This window comes from Peribacillus sp. BM1 (genome assembly GCF_056679975.1).
This window is the reverse complement of sequence record NZ_CM155259.1, coordinates 944,980-966,492: the sequence shown is the minus strand read 5'-3', so window position 1 is coordinate 966,492 and position 21,513 is coordinate 944,980. Positions and strand designations below refer to the sequence as shown.

At 37.2% G+C, this 21,513-nt stretch carries 16 protein-coding genes and 1 riboswitch; of the genes, 8 read left to right on the top strand and 8 right to left on the bottom strand.

The window, feature by feature from the left end:
- Positions 1 to 362 precede the first annotated feature (362 nt).
- A riboswitch (PreQ1 riboswitch) is annotated at positions 363 to 409 on the top strand.
- A 127-nt stretch (positions 410 to 536) separates the two neighbouring features.
- Positions 537 to 1,037 (top strand): preQ(1) synthase, encoded by a 501-nt coding sequence (gene queF / locus AC1MGI_RS04645; RefSeq protein ID WP_062186518.1) that lies wholly within the window; start codon positions 537 to 539, stop codon positions 1,035 to 1,037.
- A 123-nt stretch (positions 1,038 to 1,160) separates the two neighbouring features.
- On the opposite strand, the gene AC1MGI_RS04640 is transcribed toward queF, so the two are convergent.
- The 4 genes from AC1MGI_RS04640 to AC1MGI_RS04625 form a co-directional block, all read right to left on the bottom strand.
- Entirely contained in the window at positions 1,161 to 2,168 is a 1,008-nt protein-coding gene (locus tag AC1MGI_RS04640; protein WP_480348760.1) for a FecCD family ABC transporter permease, read from the bottom strand.
- Complete coding sequence (locus AC1MGI_RS04635; RefSeq protein ID WP_480348759.1) at positions 2,165 to 3,175, bottom strand: FecCD family ABC transporter permease; 1,011 nt, start codon at positions 3,173 to 3,175, stop codon at positions 2,165 to 2,167. Before AC1MGI_RS04635 ends, AC1MGI_RS04640 begins: the two co-directional genes overlap by 4 nt.
- A 137-nt stretch (positions 3,176 to 3,312) precedes the next feature.
- Positions 3,313 to 4,239 carry an iron-hydroxamate ABC transporter substrate-binding protein gene (locus AC1MGI_RS04630; protein ID WP_480348758.1) on the bottom strand — a complete coding sequence of 309 codons (927 nt, stop codon included), beginning with the start codon at positions 4,237 to 4,239 and terminating at the stop codon, positions 3,313 to 3,315.
- Entirely contained in the window at positions 4,190 to 5,035 is an 846-nt protein-coding gene (locus tag AC1MGI_RS04625; protein ID WP_480348757.1) for an ABC transporter ATP-binding protein, read from the bottom strand. Before AC1MGI_RS04625 ends, AC1MGI_RS04630 begins: the two co-directional genes overlap by 50 nt.
- A 188-nt stretch (positions 5,036 to 5,223) precedes the next feature.
- Between AC1MGI_RS04625 and AC1MGI_RS04620 the strand changes: the two genes are divergently transcribed.
- Together AC1MGI_RS04620 and AC1MGI_RS04615 are read left to right on the top strand one after the other, a co-directional pair.
- Positions 5,224 to 6,273, top strand: coding sequence for an NAD(P)/FAD-dependent oxidoreductase (locus tag AC1MGI_RS04620; protein ID WP_480348756.1), 1,050 nt, complete (start codon positions 5,224 to 5,226; stop codon positions 6,271 to 6,273).
- Positions 6,274 to 6,895: 622 nt separating this feature from the next.
- On the top strand, positions 6,896 to 8,308 hold the full coding sequence (locus AC1MGI_RS04615; RefSeq protein WP_480348755.1) for an MFS transporter: 1,413 nt from the start codon (positions 6,896 to 6,898) through the stop codon (positions 8,306 to 8,308).
- 78 nt (positions 8,309 to 8,386) lie between these two features.
- On the opposite strand, the gene AC1MGI_RS04610 is transcribed toward AC1MGI_RS04615, so the two are convergent.
- Together AC1MGI_RS04610 and AC1MGI_RS04605 are read right to left on the bottom strand one after the other, a co-directional pair.
- Entirely contained in the window at positions 8,387 to 10,069 is a 1,683-nt protein-coding gene (locus tag AC1MGI_RS04610) for a hypothetical protein (RefSeq protein ID WP_480348754.1), read from the bottom strand.
- Between the two features lie 320 nt (positions 10,070 to 10,389).
- Positions 10,390 to 11,832 carry a polysaccharide deacetylase family protein gene (locus tag AC1MGI_RS04605; RefSeq protein ID WP_480348753.1) on the bottom strand — a complete coding sequence of 481 codons (1,443 nt, stop codon included), beginning with the start codon at positions 11,830 to 11,832 and terminating at the stop codon, positions 10,390 to 10,392.
- Between the two features lie 213 nt (positions 11,833 to 12,045).
- Here AC1MGI_RS04605 and AC1MGI_RS04600 point away from each other — a divergent pair, with 213 nt between their 5' ends.
- The 3 genes from AC1MGI_RS04600 to AC1MGI_RS04590 all read left to right on the top strand — a co-directional run bounded on the left by AC1MGI_RS04600 (position 12,046) and on the right by AC1MGI_RS04590 (position 15,037).
- Entirely contained in the window at positions 12,046 to 12,525 is a 480-nt protein-coding gene (locus tag AC1MGI_RS04600; RefSeq protein ID WP_480348752.1) for a sigma-70 family RNA polymerase sigma factor, read from the top strand.
- Positions 12,526 to 12,549: 24 nt separating this feature from the next.
- Positions 12,550 to 13,419 (top strand): anti-sigma-V factor RsiV, encoded by an 870-nt coding sequence (gene rsiV / locus AC1MGI_RS04595; RefSeq protein WP_480348751.1) that lies wholly within the window; start codon positions 12,550 to 12,552, stop codon positions 13,417 to 13,419.
- 313 nt (positions 13,420 to 13,732) lie between these two features.
- On the top strand, positions 13,733 to 15,037 hold the full coding sequence (locus AC1MGI_RS04590; protein ID WP_480348750.1) for an ATP-binding protein: 1,305 nt from the start codon (positions 13,733 to 13,735) through the stop codon (positions 15,035 to 15,037).
- 243 nt (positions 15,038 to 15,280) lie between these two features.
- On the opposite strand, the gene rluF is transcribed toward AC1MGI_RS04590, so the two are convergent.
- Positions 15,281 to 15,988, bottom strand: a complete 708-nt coding sequence (gene rluF / locus AC1MGI_RS04585) for a 23S rRNA pseudouridine(2604) synthase RluF (protein ID WP_480348749.1) — start codon at positions 15,986 to 15,988, stop codon at positions 15,281 to 15,283.
- Positions 15,989 to 16,245: 257 nt separating this feature from the next.
- Between rluF and AC1MGI_RS04580 the strand changes: the two genes are divergently transcribed.
- Positions 16,246 to 17,610, top strand: a complete 1,365-nt coding sequence (locus AC1MGI_RS04580) for an MATE family efflux transporter (protein ID WP_480349703.1) — start codon at positions 16,246 to 16,248, stop codon at positions 17,608 to 17,610.
- Positions 17,611 to 17,751: 141 nt separating this feature from the next.
- On the opposite strand, the gene AC1MGI_RS04575 is transcribed toward AC1MGI_RS04580, so the two are convergent.
- Positions 17,752 to 18,372, bottom strand: a complete 621-nt coding sequence (locus AC1MGI_RS04575) for a GyrI-like domain-containing protein (protein WP_480349702.1) — start codon at positions 18,370 to 18,372, stop codon at positions 17,752 to 17,754.
- 231 nt (positions 18,373 to 18,603) lie between these two features.
- Between AC1MGI_RS04575 and pulA the strand changes: the two genes are divergently transcribed.
- Entirely contained in the window at positions 18,604 to 21,489 is a 2,886-nt protein-coding gene (pulA, locus tag AC1MGI_RS04570; RefSeq protein WP_480348748.1) for a type I pullulanase, read from the top strand.
- Positions 21,490 to 21,513: the final 24 nt, after the last annotated feature.

Here is a 21,513-nt window from a genome sequence, read left to right as displayed (position 1 = left end):
TACCAATTCCTCCTTATATCATAGGATTTGTAGCATATACTACATAATCGATGGAATATTGATGCTATCTTCAGACTCATTAGAATTGAAAATAGCATTTGCACTTTTGTAGAAACGTGTGTTATGAATTTCCAGAAACTTTCTTTGAGCATATTAACTATGTTGTACACCCGCCTTCTATAATAAAACGATATAAAGTTCAACTAATTGGGCCTTTACGGGCAGTTATCCTCACCTAGGTTTTCTCGTTCCGACTCATAATCTTGAGGTGGGGGTTTTACTGCCCGTTAATCTGCGATAAAGTTTCAATTGACGTTTTGCCAAGTGTTCTTTATGATATGAAAGAGAATTCCCGTACGTAAGCGGGAGAGGTTCATAGCTGATACCCTCTATAAAAAACTATGGATACATGGGAATTTACCATGTCCATACTGGGCATGGTTTTTTATGTTTTATCCTTTTAGTTGCAATAGAATGATTAGCGAAGCTCTCTTTTAAAACAGTGTCGGGAAACCATTTACAAGGGGGATTTTTTTATGTCTGGCCGAAGCAATGAAGAAGGTTTAAAGGATTTGACATTATTAGGTAATCAACATACACAATATTCATTTGATTATGCCCCGGAGGTATTAGAGGCAGTAGATAATCTTCATTCGAATCGTGATTACTTCGTGAAATTTAATTGTCCGGAGTTTACTAGTTTATGCCCACTGACACACCAGCCTGATTTTGCAACGATGTATATTTCTTACGTTCCAGATCAAAAAATTGTCGAGAGTAAATCGCTAAAATTATATCTTTTTAGTTTTCGTAATCATGGTGATTTCCATGAAGATTGCGTTAACATTATTATGAACGATCTAATAAAATTACTTGACCCAAGGTATATTGAAGTTTGGGGGAAATTTACACCACGTGGTGGAATTTCCATCGATCCATGGTGCAATTATGGGAAACCAGGTACCAAGTACGAAGAGATGGCGAACTTCCGTTTGATGAATCATGATCTTTATCCTGAAAAAGTCGACAATCGTTAAGTGAAGAAACAAGACAAGAGGATACAGAAGTTTCATTTCAAAATCATAGACCTCTTGTGAATCTATAGTTTTTAAAATAATAATGGAAAAACGGAAATTCTACTAGTAGAATTTCCGTTTTTTTTATTTTTTTAATAGTAAATACATAAAATAAGGAGCGCCGATTAACGAGACCATGATACCTGCAGGAATACCATCAGGGTCGACTATATTACGACCGATAGTATCAGCGAGTAATAATAACCAACCGCCCATGAGAATAGAAACTGGGATAAATAATTGATTTCGTGGGCCGACTAATGCTTTGGCAATATGTGGAGCCATAAGGCCAATAAAAGCAATTCCACCTGTAACAGAAACGGCAGAAGCAGCTAAAGCAACGGCTGTTAAAAGCAATACGATACGTTCTTTTTCGATAGAAACACCAACACCGATTGCCACTGGCTCACTTAATCCAAGGATATTCAAACGATTTGCTTTGTATAAAGTAAATGGAATGAGAATGACTAACCACGGAAGCATAGCCAAAATGAAAGGCCAATCCGTTCCCCAAATATTTCCGGCTAACCATTTCGTAATAAAATCGACTTTTTCTCGTTCTGAAGCTGATATAAGTACAATCATTGCTCCGGAAAGAGCCATGGATAAACCAACTCCGACTAATACGAACCTCGTTGGTTGCAAACCTACCTTGCGATTATATGACAAGATGTATAGGAAGAAGGCTGTTAGTAATGCACCAGCAAACCCGACTAATGGTAGCATATACACAAATGAACCAACATCTATTGAAAAAAATAAAAAATAAATCGTGATTGCCAAACCTGCTCCAGAGTTAATTCCTATAATGCCGGGGTCAGCTAAATCATTTCGAGTGACTCCTTGTAAAATAGCACCAGATAAAGCAAGTGCCATACCTGCTAATAATGTAATAAAAATTCGAGGGAGCCGAATAGAAAATAGAACAAATTCCTCTTTAAATGTGCCTTGACCTATTATGGTTGGAATAAGGCGATCATAGGAAAGAGAGGCGTAGCCTAACCCCATTCCTATTATGGTCGTTATTAAAATCAATAATAGGAAAATGCATAAAATTATTCTTTGTTTTTTGACTAACGCTGGCTGAATCATGAGAAAGCCTTGCCCCCTTTATGAACGATAAATAGGAAGAAAGGTAAACCTATTATTGAAACGATGGCAAATACAGGTGTTTCATAAGGAGAATACAAAGTTCGTCCAAGTGTATCAGCCAGAAGCATAAAAGAAGCTCCTAGAATGGCTGACATGGGGATAATATAGCGATAATCTGTGCCAATTATTGCCCGAGCAATATGTGGGATCATTAAGCCGATAAAGGCCATATTTCCAACTAGCGCAACAGAAGCACCAGCAAGAAGAATAATGACAATAAAAAGAATAACTTTTATTTGTGTTGTTTTTTGACCTAACCCAACAGCGACTTCTTCATTTAAACTAAGAATCGTCAACTGTCTTGAGAGAACAATGGAAATAAGAATACCGATTAAAATGACAGGAATAATAACTTGAAGTTGCCCCCAAGTTGTTCCGATCAGTCCTCCAGACGTCCACATGGAAACGTTTTTTGCCACTTTAAAATAAATACTAATCCCATCGCCAATTGCATATAGAAAGGCGGAAATGGCAGACCCAGCTAAAACAATTCGGAGTGGAGAAAAGCCGCCTTTTTTCATGGTGGAAATCCCAAAAACCAAGAAGGAACCTACAGCTGCTCCCATAAAACAAGCAACCATTATACCGAAGTAATTGACAGAAGGAATAAAGGCAATGGTGATCGCTAAAGCTGTATTCGCTCCTGCTGATAGACCAAGTAAACCTGGATCAGCAAGTGGATTTCTTGTAATTCCTTGCATAATAGCGCCAGAGACGGCTAATGCTGCTCCAACAAAAACGGCTCCAACTTCCCGCGGTAAACGAATTTCTCGGATAATCGAAATAGCACTGCTAGTGGTATTAGATGTAAGTGTGAACCAAACATCTTTCATAGTAGTATCGGCAGCTCCAAATACGATGGATACGATAAACATACTAACAAATAAACATAAGGCAGTTAAAAATTTAAATAATAGTTGAATGGATCGCTGTTTATCCTTCTTCATTAGTCACTCATCTTTCCTTTTATAAAGTGAAACTCCAATCAATGGGGGCTTACTGCCCGTTAATGCAGGAAAATGAAAGAGGATGCCCCAATAATAGGGTTTAACCCTTTTTTTATGGGATATCCTCTGTCTAAAATTTAGTTACCTAGAAATGATTTTTTAAAGAAGTCTAATTGTAATTCTAAAGTTAGTGGGTCATTAAAGTAGAATTCTTTAGCATTTGCCTCAAACACATGATTGTTTTTAACAGCTGGAATGTTCTTGTACGTATCTGTTTCTAGGAATGAATTGTCTGTATCTGAATCTTTACTGAAGATTACATAATCACCAGCAAATTCAGGAAGTACTTCTAACGATAATGCATACCAACCATCTTTTAAGGCTGCTTCCTTAACTTTTTCTGGCATGTTTAATTTCATCTCTTGATATAAAATTTCCGTTCCACGACCCCAATTATCGCCGTAAACATATAGCTGTTTATCCCAGTTTTCAATGACAGAAACAGTTGCGTCTTCACCAATTTTGGCTTTAATTTCTTCACCGGTAGCTTGTGCACGTTGTTTAAAATCATCAACCCAAGCTTGTGCCTCTTTTTCCTTATTTAACAGTTTGCCTATTTCAATATGCTGTGTTAAATAATCTACTTTACCGTATGTATATACTACAGTTGGAGCAATATCTTTTAACTTATCAATATTTTTAACATTGTCTAAACCGATAATTAAATCGGGCTTTAATTCAATTAGTTTTTCTAAGCTCTCATCTGTTACTGCTTCAACGCCTTTAAGTTTTTCTTCAAAATTTGGATTCATCTTAGACCAGTCATCGACACCTACAAGGTTAACTCCTAATGACATTACATTCCCAGCGAAGCTGGAAAGCACAACTACACGCTGTGGATCAGCAGGAACCTCAATCGGCCCATCTTCAGATTCGTATGTAATGGTTTCTGGATTTTTTTCTTGATTTGCATCCTTTTTACTCTCATCTTGTGTTGTGTTATTACTACATGCACTAATAACTAGCAATAGTAGTAGGGTAATCGGAAAGAATAGTTTCTTCATGATATGAATCTCCTTTTAATAAATTATAAGTTAAACACATTGGTTTATTTGTTCTTGGATCTCTGCCAATTTCAGCATCGATTTGAAATACTTTTCTTAATACATCTTGGGTAATAATTTCTTCACAACTTCCTGCTTTAACGATTTCACCATCTTTCAATGCGATAATATAGTCAGCAAATCTGGCAGCTTGGTTTAAGTCATGAAGGACCATAACAATTGTACGCTTCTGTTCTTTATTTAGTGTTTGCAAAAGTTCCAAAACTTCTAACTGATGCGCCATATCTAAATAAGTTGTAGGTTCATCTAGAAAAATCATTTCGGTTTCTTGAGCAAGAGCCATAGCAATCCAAACACGTTGACGTTGACCGCCTGAAAGTGCATCTACCGAACGGTATTTAAACTCCTTCGTTCCTGTGACTTCAAGTGCCCAGTCAATGACTTCATAATCTTTTTTCGACAAGCGACCGAAGCCCTTTTGATAAGGAAAGCGGCCATACGATACTAGTTCTCCAACTGCTAATCCGCTTGCACTCTCTGGTGTTTGCGGCAGAATCGCCATTTTTTTTGCAAGTATTTTCGTGCTCTCTTTTGAGATATTTCCTCCATCTAACACGACTGCTCCAGATTGATGTGGAATAATTCGAGTGATAGCTTTTAATAGTGTTGATTTTCCACAGCCATTGGAACCAATGATGGTAGTAATTTTTTTATCTGGAATTTCTATATTGAGATCTTTTACAATTAACCGTTCCCCATAACCAATGTTTAGGTCATCTGTATATAGGCGTGCCACATTGCAACCTCCTTTTGGAACATTTAAGTTTAATCTAATGATAATGATTATCAATTTCAAATACATACCTAATATAAATCTATCTATTTCTACTGTCAACCATTATTTTATTGCAAAAGTAAAGAATAGGATGTATTCTTTATTGAGAATGATAATCATTAATAATTAAGTGTTGAGGAGTGAATGGGATGGAACAGCAAGAATTATTTGATGTGACCGTGATTGGAGGAGGGCCAGCGGGGCTTTACTCAACCTTTTATAGTGGACTTAGAGAAATGAAAACGAAGCTTATTGAATATCAACCCCAATTAGGTGGGAAAATTCATGTATATCCTGAGAAAATGATTTGGGATGTTGGAGGCCTGACACCCATACCAGGAGCAAAATTAATTGAACAACTTGTTGAGCAAGGATTGACCTTTAACCCAAAAGTTGTGTTGAATGAAAAGGTAGAGTCGATCAGCCGTAATGAAGATGGCATTTTTGTCTTACAAGCTTCCTCTGGCCAAACACATTACTCGAAAACAGTGATTGTTGCTGTTGGGGGTGGAATATTGAATCCGCAAAAGTTAAAATTAGAAGGTGCGGAAAGATTTGAAGTAACCAATTTAAATTATACAGTAGAGTCTTTAAAACGATTCAGGGATAAAACAGTGATCATTTCAGGTGGAGGTAATTCTGCAATCGATTGGGCCAATGAGTTAGAGCCGATTGCCCAAAAAGTGTATGTAACATATAGGAAGGATGCATTAGCAGGCCACGAAGCACAAGTAACACAATTAATGCAAAGTTCTGCAGTTTGTTTCTATAATACGTCAATAACAAAACTAATGGCTAGTGAGAATCATGAAGTCATTGAACGTGTCGAACTGACTAATTCTGAAACAGGAAAGGTTTCATATTTGCCAATTGATGAAGTCATTATTAATCATGGCTATGAACGTGATGCGGCACTACTTGAAAATAGTGAATTAAATATTGCTCTAGCAGAAAATTATTATATTGCAGGCAATGCTACTAGCGAATCTTCAATAGATGGACTATACGCTTGTGGAGATATTCTACAATACGAGGGGAAAGTCCATTTAATTGCTGGTGCTTTCCAAGATGCAGCAAACGCCGTTAACAGGGCTAAACAATTTATACAACCTGACGCTAGTAAAAGTGCAATGGTCTCTTCACATAATGAAATCTTTAAAAAGCGGAATAGGGATTTAAATCAACAAATGATTAGGTAGGTGGTCATATTAAGATGTCCAGTTAAAAGGGCTGATTCTCATCGTGTTGCTGTAAATAATTAATAATCAGTCCTTTTTAAAGGAGTGGCATATCGTTTCCTCCGTATAAGTCAAAAACCATGTTATCAATGATTTGATTTAACATCGTCTTTTCAAATGGGGGTGTTATCAGTAAGGCTCTATTCTAGCTACTTATTACGGAAGCATTTGGATATGAAGCTGTTTATCATTGTAAAGAGCGGAGAGCGTATTTTTGCTTCATATTGCGTTCATAAACAAACTATAAACGATAAACAAATTTACTATTATTTTGTTGAAAAATAATTTTTATAACGCTTACAAAAATATTATTGACGAAAGGAATGGAGGGTGCTATTCTACTTATACAGTAGTTAATTAGTTTATTAAACTAATTACCTACCTATCTCGGGATGCATTTAAATTTTTTTATACAGACTTGAAAGGGTTTTCAAACACGGAGCATACAACATTCCTCATTGGGGAAGGTAAATCTGCGTGTGGTTAGTTCCTGATTTGGTAATTATTTATAATTTACTAACTGAAAATTGGGAATTTTATAGGGGTTGTTGGTTAATATTTCTTTTAAATGGAGGGGTAAGAGATGGGTCAAGCTGCCAGGAAACTAGCTCAAGAAACAGGAACAACAAATGGGGTAAACAGAAAATTTGGTATGAGAGATAAACTTGGTTATTTGTTCGGTGATTTCGGGAATGATTTCTTCTTTATTCTTGTTGCTTCATTCTTAATGGTTTACTACACAGACGTTTTTCATATTAATGCAGCCACTGTAGGGACACTCTTTTTAGTAGCACGATTATGGGATGCTGTAGCGGATATTACATGGGGTCGTTTCATTGATACAAGAAAATCAGGGAAAAATGGTAAATTTAAACCGTGGATTTTCAGAATGTCATTTCCGCTCGTTATTTCAGGTGTATTAATGTTTGTGCACATTCCAGGTATGTCTGACGGGTTTTATCTGGCATATGCTTTTGTCTCATACATTATCTGGGGAACTTTGTACAGTACTGTTAATATTCCTTACGGCTCAATGGCGTCTGTCATTACGAGTGATCCTGTTGAACGTACATCTTTATCCACTTTCAGAGCTTTGGGTGGTGCGATGGCAGGTCTAATTATTAATGTAGTTGGCCCATTGATCTTATTTGTAGATAATAAGGCAGATTCAGACCGTTTTCTAATGGGAGCCATTATTTTTGGTATTCTTTCTATCTCTTGTTATATGGCATGTTATAAATTATCGACTGAACGTATTGTCGCATCTGAAACTGAAAAGCCAAAAGGTAATTTAGGCCAAACAGTAAAAGGTCTTATGAAGAACAAACCGTTAATTTGGCTTCTTGCCTCAGCTCTAATATTTTTAGTGTGTTTCATGCTTATGGGCGCAGTTAACGTGTATTTATTTAAAGATTATTTTGGTACGGCTGCAGCATTAAGTATCGTAGGATTTCTTGGAACAGCCACTACATTTATTGCTATGCCAATGGTGAAACCATTAGTTGCTAGGTTTGGTAAAAAAGAAGTAGCAGCAGCAGGTGTGTTATTGGCAGCCGTTGTATATGCTCTTCTATACTTCTTACCTAACATATCTGCTACTCAATTTATTTCTCTATTAACTGTTGCAATGTTTGGATATGGATTCTTTAATTTAGTAGTTTGGGCATTCGTAACAGACGTGATTGATTACCATGAATACTTAACAGGCTTACGTGAAGATGGAACGGTATATTCTATCTATTCATTTGCTCGTAAAGTGGGCCAAGCAATTGCTGGTGGTGTTGGTGGTTTTGCGATTGCAGCTGTTGGGTATGATGCAACTCGTGAAGCACAAACGCAAGGTGCATTAGATGGTATTCATACACTAGCTACTTTAGTGCCGGCGATCATCCTTCTAATCGTGTTCTTAATTTTAACATTCTTATATCCATTGAATAAGAAACGTACGATCCAACTTGCTACTGATTTAGCTGAAAGAAGAAAAGCTTCAAATTAAGTCAACTAAATTAGAAATGCAAAACACGATGAAGGCTTTAATCACTTCATCGTGTTTTGCATTTCTAATAGAATAAGGTTATTCCAGTCCCTCAATCATTAGATCTTTCGCAGGCAAGAATTCTTCACCGGTCTCTAAGTAGGTAACGTTTACCTTGTCTCCTTCTTTTAAGTAGATGGATTTTGGGCTTTTTTCAGAGGAAATGACATAGCTTTGGTGGTTGTTTAATAAAAAGGAAACAACAGTAAAGTCTCCAGCCCTTTCTTTATACACTCGTATCACGGTTCCACTTAATTGCCTTTCCTCTGCTTTGGAGCTTCCGTCGACCGTTCCTCCACCTCTTTGCAAGGCTGTCTTATATTGTCTTAATGCTTCATTGGGAGTGACTCCATATACGGAAATTTCCGGATTAGCTGCAGATACGATAAAGTAATTCTGCAGAAAACCGTTAGAATCAAGTACAGGTGTTAGCCAGCTTGCTTCACCGTAAAAGTTATAAAGAACAGACATCTCCCCATGCCATTTCTTTTCAATGAATTTCTTTTCGATAATTTGCAATGCTCCCTGCGAATCCATGTACGATTCTTCAAGGTTACCCGTATAGTACGTCGCTTTTCCAGTTCTTGAATTAGTAAGTGAGTAACCAAGCATGGAATCCACACCTTCTTTTGGACTTGTGAAGTCAGTGAAGTAATACATTTCGCCATCTTCACTGAAGATTGGCGTTACATTGGACTCCGTTCCTTCGTCTGAAGGGAGTTTCACGTCTTGTTTACCAAATTTACTATTCCAAAATCCATGGACATAGTTCCCAAAATAGCTGTTTTGTAAGCTGACTACTTCAGGTGAAACAGCACCATCTATAAACTCGGGAACATCAGCTAAATTATACGCTTTTGTTTCACCATCTTTAGGATTTACTACGACAAGACCTTTAACGGAAAATCCATTACGGGCAGAAATAAATTCGCCGAACGAACGGATATAATAAGGTTTTCCCTCATCGTCAATCTCTAATTGTGCATCCCCATAAAAGATATGTTTTGGATATTGCATCCGAATATGACGCTCAATGTTTTTATTAAAATAAGAGGAAGGAGTGAAAACCATTTCTTCCTTTACGAATTTAGGGTTAGCTGTAGAATCAGTAGCGCTTAAAGTAAAATAGCCAGGAGTTTGTTCTCCTTTCCACCATTTGAAAATTCCCGAAAATTCAACAGGCGCAATATAGACATAATCCTCGTTTACCTTTTGGATTTGTAGGCTTCCAAGCTCGTAATAGCTTGTATTTGGGACTTGGCCAAATGCCTTTCTCATTTTATTGCGTGCAAATTGTGGTGGAACACTAGCAGGTGTTGCTTTCTCATCGAACGTTTTGATTTCTGTTTCCTCTGCCATTTTTACCTTGTCATATTTTTCATCTGCATTAAACAGACCTGCCGTTAGGAAGTAGGCTGCGATGATGAGACATCCAACGAATAGAACGGCTTTAATTATTCTTTCCTTACCAGTTGCGAGTACTGCTCCCACAGCGGTAATAAGAATTGCTAACAGCCATAAAGAAGATAGGTTTCTATCCAGATTAGTTAGATAGTAGAATGAAAACATAATGAGTACTAACAAGATCACCACAGCTATTAAAAAAACAACTTTTGGCTGTCTATCCTCTTTTTTACTTGATTTTTCACGTTTGTAAATAGGTAAAAGAATAAGTGAAGACAAGATCCCGATAATGAGTGTAAATAGAAAGATGTTACCCATAAAGCATCCCCTTTTAAAGTTAGTTGTCCTATTGCTTCATTAGCTAATACGGATAACCTAGAGAAAAAGATTCATGAAATTTTAATACGAAAGGTTCACGTTTGAAATTTCTGACTCTTATTGCTCATAGAGTGTGCCCTACCCGAAATATAGTCCATATCATGTAGGGCATTTGTACGATCATTCACCTTCTTTAAACAAGCCAAAAACCCCCCGCCTATAATAAAACCTGGGCGGGGGTTTTTGACTTTACTACTTTATCGTGCGACATAGTTTGGCAGGAATATGTACAGGCTCTGGCTTGGAAGCATGTGCCTTGATCATCCCTTACCTGGAATAGCCTCTTTTCGCTGTTTTTTCACTTCCTCGAGCTCGGAAATTGTCACTAATTGATAGTCCTGTGCTTTAAGCTGTTTAATGATTTCGACGGCAGCTTCGGCACTTGTGGCATAAATATCATGCATGAGGATAATCTTACCGTCCGCAACCTTGCTTAATACTGACTGAACAATATGATCTTTGTTTCGTGTTTTCCAATCTTCCGGATCTATATTCCAGAGGGAAACGCCCATTCCTCCTATGTATTGACGAACGCTGTCGTTAATCGCTCCATAAGGCGGACGAATATGAATGGGTTCATACCCACTTACTTTTTTAATAATTGCTTGGGTGTCCAACACTTGATGTTTGATTTGTTCTTCGGTCAAGCGGGTCAGCTGCGGATGATCCCAAGAGTGATTGCCAACCTCATTGCCTTCCTCAAGTATTCTTTGAATGATTTCTGGATAGTATTGAACGCGACTTCCAAGTACAAAGAATGTGGCGTGACTATTAGATTCTTTCAATGCATCGAGGATTAAAGCTGTTGGTTCTTTACTTGGACCGTCATCAAAGGTAAGGGCGATAACCTTTTTAGTAGGGTCAATTCCACTTGGCTTTGGAAGTTCCGTCACAATATGAATGGGTGGAGTTTCTTTAATCTTGTTTTTGTTCGTTTTGGTGTTCTTGTAAGAATCTTTAAGAATGGAATCAAATACAGCCTTTTTAATAGCAATTGATTGTGTTTTAGAATACCCATTTGATCCCAGAAATGGCTGGAAGTACAAGACGATGGTATCTCCAAGTATAGAAAATTGGCTAAAATTTTCAAGCTTCGGTTCAGTTTTCGCTTTTAAAGTCTCTGATTCTGCAAGTTTTTTACTCTTCTTCAATTCGGTAAAAGCAATCATCGATAAACTGTTCAGATAATCACTATTTTCATAGAAGATATCTTGTAATGAAATCAGTCTTTGTGATGGAAGATCAAAGGTAAATGTTTGGATTGACGGCTCTCCTAATTTACCACCAGTAAATCGATATTCATTAAATAAAATGGTTATCGTTTGTTCACTATAATGAGTGATATCGTATGTAATTGTTAACTCAGTTGATGTTTTCTTTGGGATTCTTTTCTGTGCAATCGCTTGCTGATAGTTGGCGATCTCTTCATTTACATAAGCCTTTAAGGTGTGATCAATCTCTTTTATTTGTAATGTTGGATAATTAACTGAATATCCCCCATGAGTTTGGTCTTTAATCAATGTTTGCATTTCTACTGTCGGATACTTTTCATCTGTAAAAATTTCTGTCTCTTTTTTTACTGTGGCCTGCGCTCTTTCAGAAATAACATATCTTATGGATAATACTAGTACGAATATACATACTAATAACGTAAAAATACGTTTAAATTTAATTCTTTTTAATTGGTTCATTTTGATTTTCATATTACGAGTCCCCTTATACTATCAGTCTATCAGATAGACGTTTAGAGGAAAAGATTTGTTTCAAGAAACTACAAATTTCTTGCTTTTTTTAACATGTAAACTTTACTAATGTTTTTTTATTGACGGTACAAACTTTTTTAGATTTTCACACGTCTATCCAATGTAACATCAAATGGTACGTACCAACTTCAAGAAAAGGAGCTCTTTCATGTAATGATTCAGGATATCCGTCAATTACTTATCACAACAATTACTGAAAAAAAAGAAAACTACTATCGGCTAGCTTTTAGCTATGTAAAAAATAAAGATGACGCCCTTGATATTATTCAAGAATCGATTAAAAAGGCATTAATCTCTGTCGACAAGATTAATGATACTCAGTCGATTAACAGCTGGTTTTATAAGATTATCATTCACACGGCATTGGATTTTTTACGCAAACAAAAGAAAGTGACGCTTACCGATGTAGATACGTTAGATTTTTTTATTCAAGGCCATGTGGATGACTATCAAAATATTGACTTACAAAAGGCGATGGACGAATTGCCAGTTAAATATAAATCGATCATCATCCTTCGTTATTTTGAGGATTTTAAGCTAGAAGAAATTGCAAAAATTTTAGAAGAAAACATTAATACTATCAAAACGAGATTGTATAAAGCGCTAGAATTACTGCGTATTAAAATGGATTAATCGATCCTAGGGGGCCATAGAAAAATGGATAAGAAATTAGAAAAATTAAAAGATCGTTATATGGACATACCTATTCCAGAGGAGTTGGATGATGTTATCAATCGTGCGCTTCAAACTCCTGCTAAAAAGAAGAAAGTAGCATATAAATGGTCAATAGGTACAGTCGCTGCCGCTATTTTGTTAATGACAACGGTCAATTTGAGTCCTTCAGCTGCCAACGCGATGTCAGATATTCCGATTATCGGCAAGGTCATTGACGTAATTACGTTCCAGGAATGGAAAGAAGAGAAGGATAACCATGCAAGTGTGGATATTAAAGTACCCGCGATTTCCGGTTTGGACAATTCAGGTCTGGAAGCTTCATTGAATGAAAAATATATTGAAGAAAGTAAGCAATTGTATCAAGAGTTTACAAACACGTTGGCAGAACTTAAAGAAGGAGAAAATGTAAATATGGCTGTCACTAGTGGGTATGAAGTGCTGACTGACAATGATACTATATTCTCAATTCGCCGCTATAACGTCATTACTCAGGCATCTTCTTCTACGGAAATGCAGTTCGATACAATAGATAAAAAAAATCAAGTCTTACTCACCTTAAAAAGTTTATTTAAAAATGACAGCTATGTAGATGTACTAAGTGAAAATATCAAGGCTCAGATAGCTGAGCAGATGAAAGCAGATCCGAATAAAATTTATTGGGTTAGTGAAGACGATCCGGTAAGATTTGAAAAAATTGATAGAAATCAAAAATTTTACATTAATAAACAGCACAAGTTAGTTATTGTCTTTGATCAGTTTGAGGTAGCACCAGGCTATATGGGCTCAGTAGAATTCATCATTCCGACAGATGAAATTATGGACATTCTTGTCGGCGAAAAGTATATTAACTGACCATCCCCATGGCTAAAGGCGAGCTAACGCCCTACTAGGGGATTTATCCCGCATTAACGAGCAATAAAACCCCCACAGATTGAAGTTTCACTCTATCGTTGGGGAAATATGTAATATTTCAATGGAAGGATAGGTGTTACTATTCCTTCCATTATTGCGTTTTACCTTCCCTTGGATATTTAGAAAAGCGTTCTTTTTATGTAACCCTTTTAAAATATAGTAGAATAAACGTGCGATATCATTAAGTTAATATAAGACAGTTTCACTTTATCTGCTCTAGAAATCCATAATAAAGGTTGGAAAAAACGTTCATATGAAAAAAACAAAAGTAAAATTGATTTTTGGATTGGCACTATTTTTAGTCGTATTCTTCACAGGTGTGAATATACTTGCATCTTATTTTACTATTAAAAAGACGATAGAAGAATCGATTGCTGTCCACAATGTGGAGAGAGCAAAGAGCATCGCTGCTTCTATGGATATAGAGTTGTACAAGAAGTTTCTTGAAAATCCAGTAAAAGGGAAAGAATATAATGCGCTTAAAGAGTACTTTGATGACGTGAGAGAAAAGATTGGTGTTTTGCATCTCTATTCACTAGCGGTCGATAATCCTAGAATATCGAGAGTCATGGTAGCAGGGATGCCAAATTCAGGGAATGTAGAAATAGGATTGGTGTGTACCGTTCCAGAAAAGCAGGTTGCACAAGCATATAAGGGGGAAACATTTTATACGAACGTTATTAATGATCCAGTATTTGGACAATATTTTACCGTTGGGGCGCCTATTATTGATAACCAAAACGAGATTATCGGCTTTCTAGCCATTGATATAAGTACAGAAGCGCTCAATCATATCGGTGACAATGTATTAAAGAATAATGCAAATATGCTGATTTTTAACGGATTGTTCGTAGTAGTCTTGCTTTTGTCCTTTTTAATCATCGAAAAATGGTACCAAAGGGAGTTAAAAAAAGAAGTGGGCGAAACAGAAGTAACATATCAATTGGAGTTCCGTTCCTTAATCGCTTCTGTGCAGTCTTTACGACATGACTTTTCTAACCATATCCAAGTCATCCATGGTTTGTTGAAGCTAGGCAAACATGAAAAAGCTCTAGAGTATTTAGCACATCTCTTTAAAGAAGTACATGCGATTGAAAATATTAACTTGAATGTAAACAACCCAGGTTTATCTGTATTAATGGAAACAAAAAAGCTTACCGCAGAAAACCATACAATAGAAATCGAGTTTGATATATCCAATGATTCATTTTCAAACATTAAGTCGACTGATTTGATAAAAATTCTGTCTAATTTAATTGATAATGCGATTGAGGCCACAATTGAACTTCCAGAACCCGATCGGAGAATTAAAGTAGCCTGTAATGTAAGTAACGGCCAATACCTATTTGAAGTGAAAAACACTGGACCTGCTATGAATGAAAAAGTGATAGAGAATATCTTTGAAAGAGGCTTTTCAACGAAGAAAGAAAAGGCAGGCAAGATAAGAGGACAGGGGTTATTTATTGTAAAAGAAATTGTCAAAAGATATGATGGACAGATCAAGTTTCATGTGATAGATCGTGAAATAGTTGTTACATGTAATATACCTAAGTCATAATCGTGAAAGAGTCTCATAAGGGTCTGACCTCGCACTCTAAATCAGTATGTAGTGTTTCATACACTTATCTTATACGGTATTTAGTTGTTGCGGGGTCTGACTCTTTGCTTTTGGGACACCCTTTTTTTGTCCCGCATTAACGGGCAGTAAAACCACCAGCTCAAGGCTTAGAAGCATTCAAGAAGCGTAGGAGGTGGGGGATAACTGCCCGTAAAAGCCTGATTGAAGTTTCACTTTATAGAATTATCGTTTTCGAGGCGTGTAGTTGAGCTCAGAAAATAATTCTTCCTTTTCAGCCTTAGTGAGATCACGCCACTGTCCTACTGCAAGCCCACCAAGCTTAATATTCATGATACGAATTCGCTGCAAACTTACTACTTGATAATCAAGAGCAGAGCACATACGGCGAATTTGCCGATTTAAGCCTTGTGTCAGTATTATTTTGAAACTGTTTTTAGAAAGTTGAATGACTTTACATGGAAGAGTCGTCGTATCTAATATATCTACGCCTGAAGCCATATTCTTTAAGAATGAGTCGGTGATTGGCTTGTCTACTTGTACAATATATTCTTTCTCATGTTTGTTTTCAGATCGTAGAATTTCATTTACGATATCTCCATCATTCGTGAGCAAGATTAACCCTTCTGAATCTTTATCAAGTCTCCCTATATGAAAAATCCGCAATGGGTGGTTCACGAAGTCAACAATATTTCCTTTAATATGTTTTTCCGTCGTGCTCGTAATGCCTACTGGTTTATTGAGAACAAGGTATACACTTTGTTGTTCGATGATAACCGGTTTCCCATCCACTCGCACATCATCACCTGGCTCAGCCTGGCTGCCTAGCTCAGCTGTTACACCATTAATTGTCACTTTTCCTTCAGCAATCCACTTATCGGCACCCCGTCTTGATGTAATCCCTGACTCACTAATATATTTGTTAATTCGCAAAAGTACGCACACCTTTATATTTAGATTTGTGATTCTAAGATAACGCAAATACACGTCTTTGCACAAGGAAGTACGTAAGAATCTTCAACTTCTACCCTATTCCTACAAAAAAGGGTGTGAGTTAATGTAGAAATAATTATTTTTTGGAAACATTTCAAAAAGTAGGTGTATCTGTAATTGAACTGTGATACGATACTATTTGTTTTAAACAGTATATAGAGTAAGAAGGTGAAATTTTGGTTAAAAATTCAACGAAGATGCAGAAGGATTTTAATCTATTCTCTCTTACATGGCCTATTTTTTTAGAGATTTTTCTATTTATGTTAATGGGGATTGTCGATACGTTTATGTTGAGTGCAATTTCTGATGATGCTGTTTCTGGTGTAGGTGCTGCCAATCAATATCTCCATATTGCCATCCTTATCTTAGAAGTGGTTGGTAATGGTGCTGCCATCGTTATTGCTCAGTATATCGGTTCAAGAAAAATTATGGAAGCCGCTAAAATATCAGCAATCGCAGTTGTCCTTAATTTAATAGTCGGTATCATGATAAGCATTGTTTTTGTTTTTTATAGTGAGAGAATGATGCAAGGTTTGAACTTATCAGGTGATATTCTCTTTTATGCACAAAGTTATTTAAAGATTGTTGGAGGAGCCATTTTCCTACAAGCAATTATTAATTCATTGGCTGCCATTATTCGCGTTCATGGTTTCACGAAGGAAGCGATGTTTGTTTCACTTGGGATGAACGTGATTCATATACTAGGAAATTATGCACTCATCTTCGGGAAATTTGGTTTTCCTGAGTTAGGTGTTCAAGGTGCGGCTATTTCTTCAGTCATTAGCCGATTTCTTGCGCTGCTTGTATTCTTTTGGCTTCTGTATCGAGTGATGGAAGTTCGCGTGAGGCTGGAGTATTATTTCACTTTATCATGGGAGTACATTCGTAAAATACTACAAATTGGTTTGCCATCTGCCTTTGAGCAAATTATGTATCAAGCATGTCAAATCGTGTTCTTATATTATGCAACCTATCTCGGTGCTAGCTCGCTAGCAGCAAGGCAATATGCTACAAACATCTCTATGTTCATTTACTTGTTTGCTATGGCAATTGGGATGGGAACAGCAATTATAGTCGGTCGTTATGTCGGTGGAAATCGGCAAGATGACGCGTACTTTCGGGTGTGGAAAAGCGTCCAGTGGGCATTGGCCGTTACGTTTTCTATGGTAGTAATTGTTATTCTACTTCGAAAACCATTGATGGGACTGTTCTCTGATGACCCTGAGATTATTCGAATGGGTGCAAGTGTCCTCTTATTAAGCATCCTTCTTGAAACGGGTCGTACGATAAACATCGTTCTAATCAATTCATTGCGTGCATCAGGAGATGCCAGATATCCAGTCTTGATAGGTGCACTTTCAATGGTTGGAATGAGTCTCCCTCTAGGATATTTCTTTGTCTTCCATCTTGATCTTGGTTTACCGGGGATTTGGCTTGCGATTGCAGCTGATGAGTGGACACGGGCATTTATCATGTTTTTCAGGTGGAAGAGCCGAAAATGGGAGAAGCATGCACTTGTTAAACACGATGATCTAAAAATAGAACCAGTTGTTTCTCAATAAATATCAAACAGTCAGAGCGGGGTTTCAAAAAAGGCCTAACCCTTTTGGAACCCTCCCTCTATCTTAATGCAATGACATCGTTTAATGTTCACCGTGACGCCAAATTCCCTGAGAGCTTTAGAAAAGTGCACTACTAAGTAATTAGTTCGATACCTTAAATCTTAAGACTGTTTTTAATTTTTCAACAGATGTTTTTCGTGCATCGCTTATGTATATTTCTCGGTGTCTTTTGTCAATACGATGTACACCCTTTTCTATACTAAACTCATCCATCATGGCAAACGTCCTTGGTTCGTCATCATAACTCCCTATATGCATACATTGCACACATAATCCTTCTTTAATTTCCTCAAATGTAACTTGATTTAACAATTTTTCCGATACCTTTTTTTCTGCGACATTTTTGGCCATTATAAAGAGTTCGTGTGATACGAACTCAGGCTGCCGTATCATTAATTTATATATTAATCGATCTTTATCCAATTGATCTAATTGTCTTCCGATTTCATCCAAATCCCAAATTCCTTCTAATGGAAATACCGTGTACTCAAAATAGCCTTCCGTTGTAAATCCTTTCTTCGGCATCATTCGAATAGCATATGACAATGCGTATAATGTTTGAACAGCCTCTTTAAAAGCTTCACTGTTAGGATTGCCATTTCCCTTCAACACAAAGTATTTCATCGGTGGAATATCTACTAATATTGGTTTGTTTTTAGGTAGATAAATTTCTTTATCCCTTTTCCGCCATTCATATTTCATTGTTGTCACTGTCATCCCTCCCGATAAAGAAGTCTGTCTTGCGCTTCTACTAGTCGTTATAGCTTATAACACTAGTTCAGCTTTCTCAAATAACAACAAGGTTACTTAACGGATTCAAGAAAAAATGGAATGTACTCTCAAGTATTTTTTAAAATCGCCATATGCAAACAATGCCATTTTGACTATAATGATAATATAGAATATTCTAATAATTAGGAAAGGGGGATAACAATGGAGGTAAGAAAAGTACAAATATCATTAACGGTTATATTACTTATTCTAACCATGATTTTTTCAGGGTTTTCTGTGCAAGCGTTTGCTGACGCGGATACAACGAAAGTAACGATTCATTATCAAGAAGCAGCGAACGACAAGAAAGAGTGGGAACTTTGGATCTGGCCTGAAGGTGGAGAAGGAAAGGCCTATTCGTTTACCAGCGAAGATAAGTTTGGAAAGATTGCGGAAATCGAGGTACCTAGTGACGCAAAACGTGTTGGCTTTATCGTTCGTACAGAATCATGGGAAAAGGATGGAGAAGAAGACCGTTGGATAGACGTTAGTAGTGGCGAGGTAGAGGTTTGGGTCAAATCAGGTGATCCTAGAACGTATATGGAGCCACCAGATGGAGAATATCGTGATTTCCCTTCCTATGAACATATAGACGTGACCATTCACTACTTCCGCTATGACCAGCAGTATCAAGGTTGGAATCTATGGGTGTGGCCAAACGGAAAAGATGGACATGAGATAGCTTTTACAGATGAAGATGAATTTGGAAAGATTGCTAAGTTGACCATATCGGATGAAGAGGGAATTAAGAAACTCGGTTTCATTCTTCGTCAAAGCAAGGGTGAAGATGCTTGGGCAAATAGGGAATTTAATGATCGTTTTATTACGAAGTTCAATGAAGATGGCACAGGGGAAATTTGGATTACACAAGGGGTTGAACGGGTGTATTATGATGTATCGCAAATAGATCGTACGCCAAAAATCGTCAGTGCAAAAATTGATAAAATGAACGAAATTACGATAGAAACCAATTTTCCTTTTTCATTAAATGATGGAAAATTTGCTGGGTTTACATTGGGGGGAGTACAAATTAAAGAAATTCAAGCCTATAAAGAAAATGAAACGACGACAAATAGGGTAAAAATAATTACGAAAGATGATCTTGATTTGAAAAAAACATATAAAATATCGAAGCAGTTATTCGGAACCGCTGATGTGGAGATGGGGGCTGCAATTCGATCAGAAGAGTTTGATACCCTCTTTTATTACGATGGAAATGACTTAGGGAATGTGTACGCCAAAAAGAAGACAGCTTTTCGTCTTTGGGCCCCTACAGCTAGTGAGGCTAAGCTTGTTACGTATGATAACTGGGATGATCAAGTTGGTAAAGAAATAACTATGAAGCAAGCGGAAAAAGGAACATGGAAACTTGAAATACAAGGAAACCAAGATGGCTTGATTTATACGTATAAAGTGAAGATTGGCGATAAGTGGAACGAAGCAGTCGATCCGTATGCACGTGCTGTTACGGTAAATGGTGATAAAGGTGTGGTCGTGGACTTAACAAGTACAAATCCAAAGAACTGGTCGACTAAGAAACCAGCTCTGAAAAAAGCGGAGGATGCTATTTTTTATGAGTTGCATATTCGTGATTTATCGATCCAAGCAGAAAGTGGAATTAAGCATAAAGGGAAATATTTAGGAGTCGCTGAACTTGGTACAAAGAGCCCGCAAGGTGTGAAAACGGGACTTAGTCATATTAAAGACCTGGGTGTGACTCATGTTCAATTTATTCCGATGTATGATTACCACACCGTTGATGAAACAAAGCTGGATGTGCCGCAATATAATTGGGGCTATGACCCGAAGAATTACAATGCACCAGAAGGCTCTTATTCAACGAATCCATATGAACCAAAGGTACGAATTAAGGAAGTAAAACAAATGGTTCAAGCCCTTCATAAACAGCACCTTCGCGTTGTCATGGATGTTGTGTATAACCATATGTATTCCGTTAGTGAATCGAATTTCCACCAACTAGTTCCAGGTTATTATTTCCGTTATAATGAAGATGGAACATTAGCGAATGGAACCGGAGTTGGCAATGATACAGCATCTGAACGAAAAATGATGCGTAAGTTCATCGTTGATTCAGTCACTTACTGGGCAAAGGAATATCATCTTGATGGTTTCCGCTTTGACTTAATGGGGATCCATGATGTTGAAACGATGAACGAAATACGCAAGGCCTTGGATAAAATTGACCCAAGTATCATTGTTATTGGTGAGGGCTGGGACCTAAATACTCCGCTTGCTGCTGAGAAGAAAGCAAACCAAAAGAATGCAGCTGCGATGCCGCGAATCGCTCATTTCAATGATCGTATTCGCGATGGCCTAAAGGGAAGCGTATTTGAAGAGCGTGACGCAGGTTTTGTAAACGGTAAATCGGGACTAGAGGACACGATTAAGAAAGGTATCGCTGGAAAAAGCATGGACAGCTATCTTGATCCAGAGCAAGTTGTTACGTATATAGAAGCCCATGACAACCACACCCTTTGGGATAAGCTTGCATTGACGAATCCTGAAGCCTCAGAAGTGGAGCGGAAACAAATGCACAAGCTTGCTTCATCAATTATTTTAACCTCACAAGGAATTCCATTTATTCATGCTGGTCAGGAATTTATGCGTACAAAAGGTGGAGACCATAACAGCTATAAATCATCAGATGCTGTCAATCAACTTGATTGGAAGCGGAAAGCGGAATATTACCAGGAAGTTGAGTATATGAAAGGACTTATTCAGTTAAGGGAAAAGTATCCGGCGTTTCGCCTTGGAACAGCGGAGGAAGTCCAACAACATTTAACCTTCTTAGAGGCGCCGAAAAATGTTATTGCGTATACTTTAACAAGTCCGGAAAAAAAGTCAAAAACTGAACTAACTGTTGTTCATAATGCAAACAAGCAGGCTATCCATTTTAGTATTCCAAACAAAGGGAAATATTCTCTGCTTGTAAACGGGCAAAAAGCCGGGACAAAAGCATTAGCGAAAATCCAATCCAATGAGATCACAGTGCCTGCATTAAGCACTTTCGTGTTGGAAACAAAGTAAATGTAGAATAAAGTAGCCCCCCAT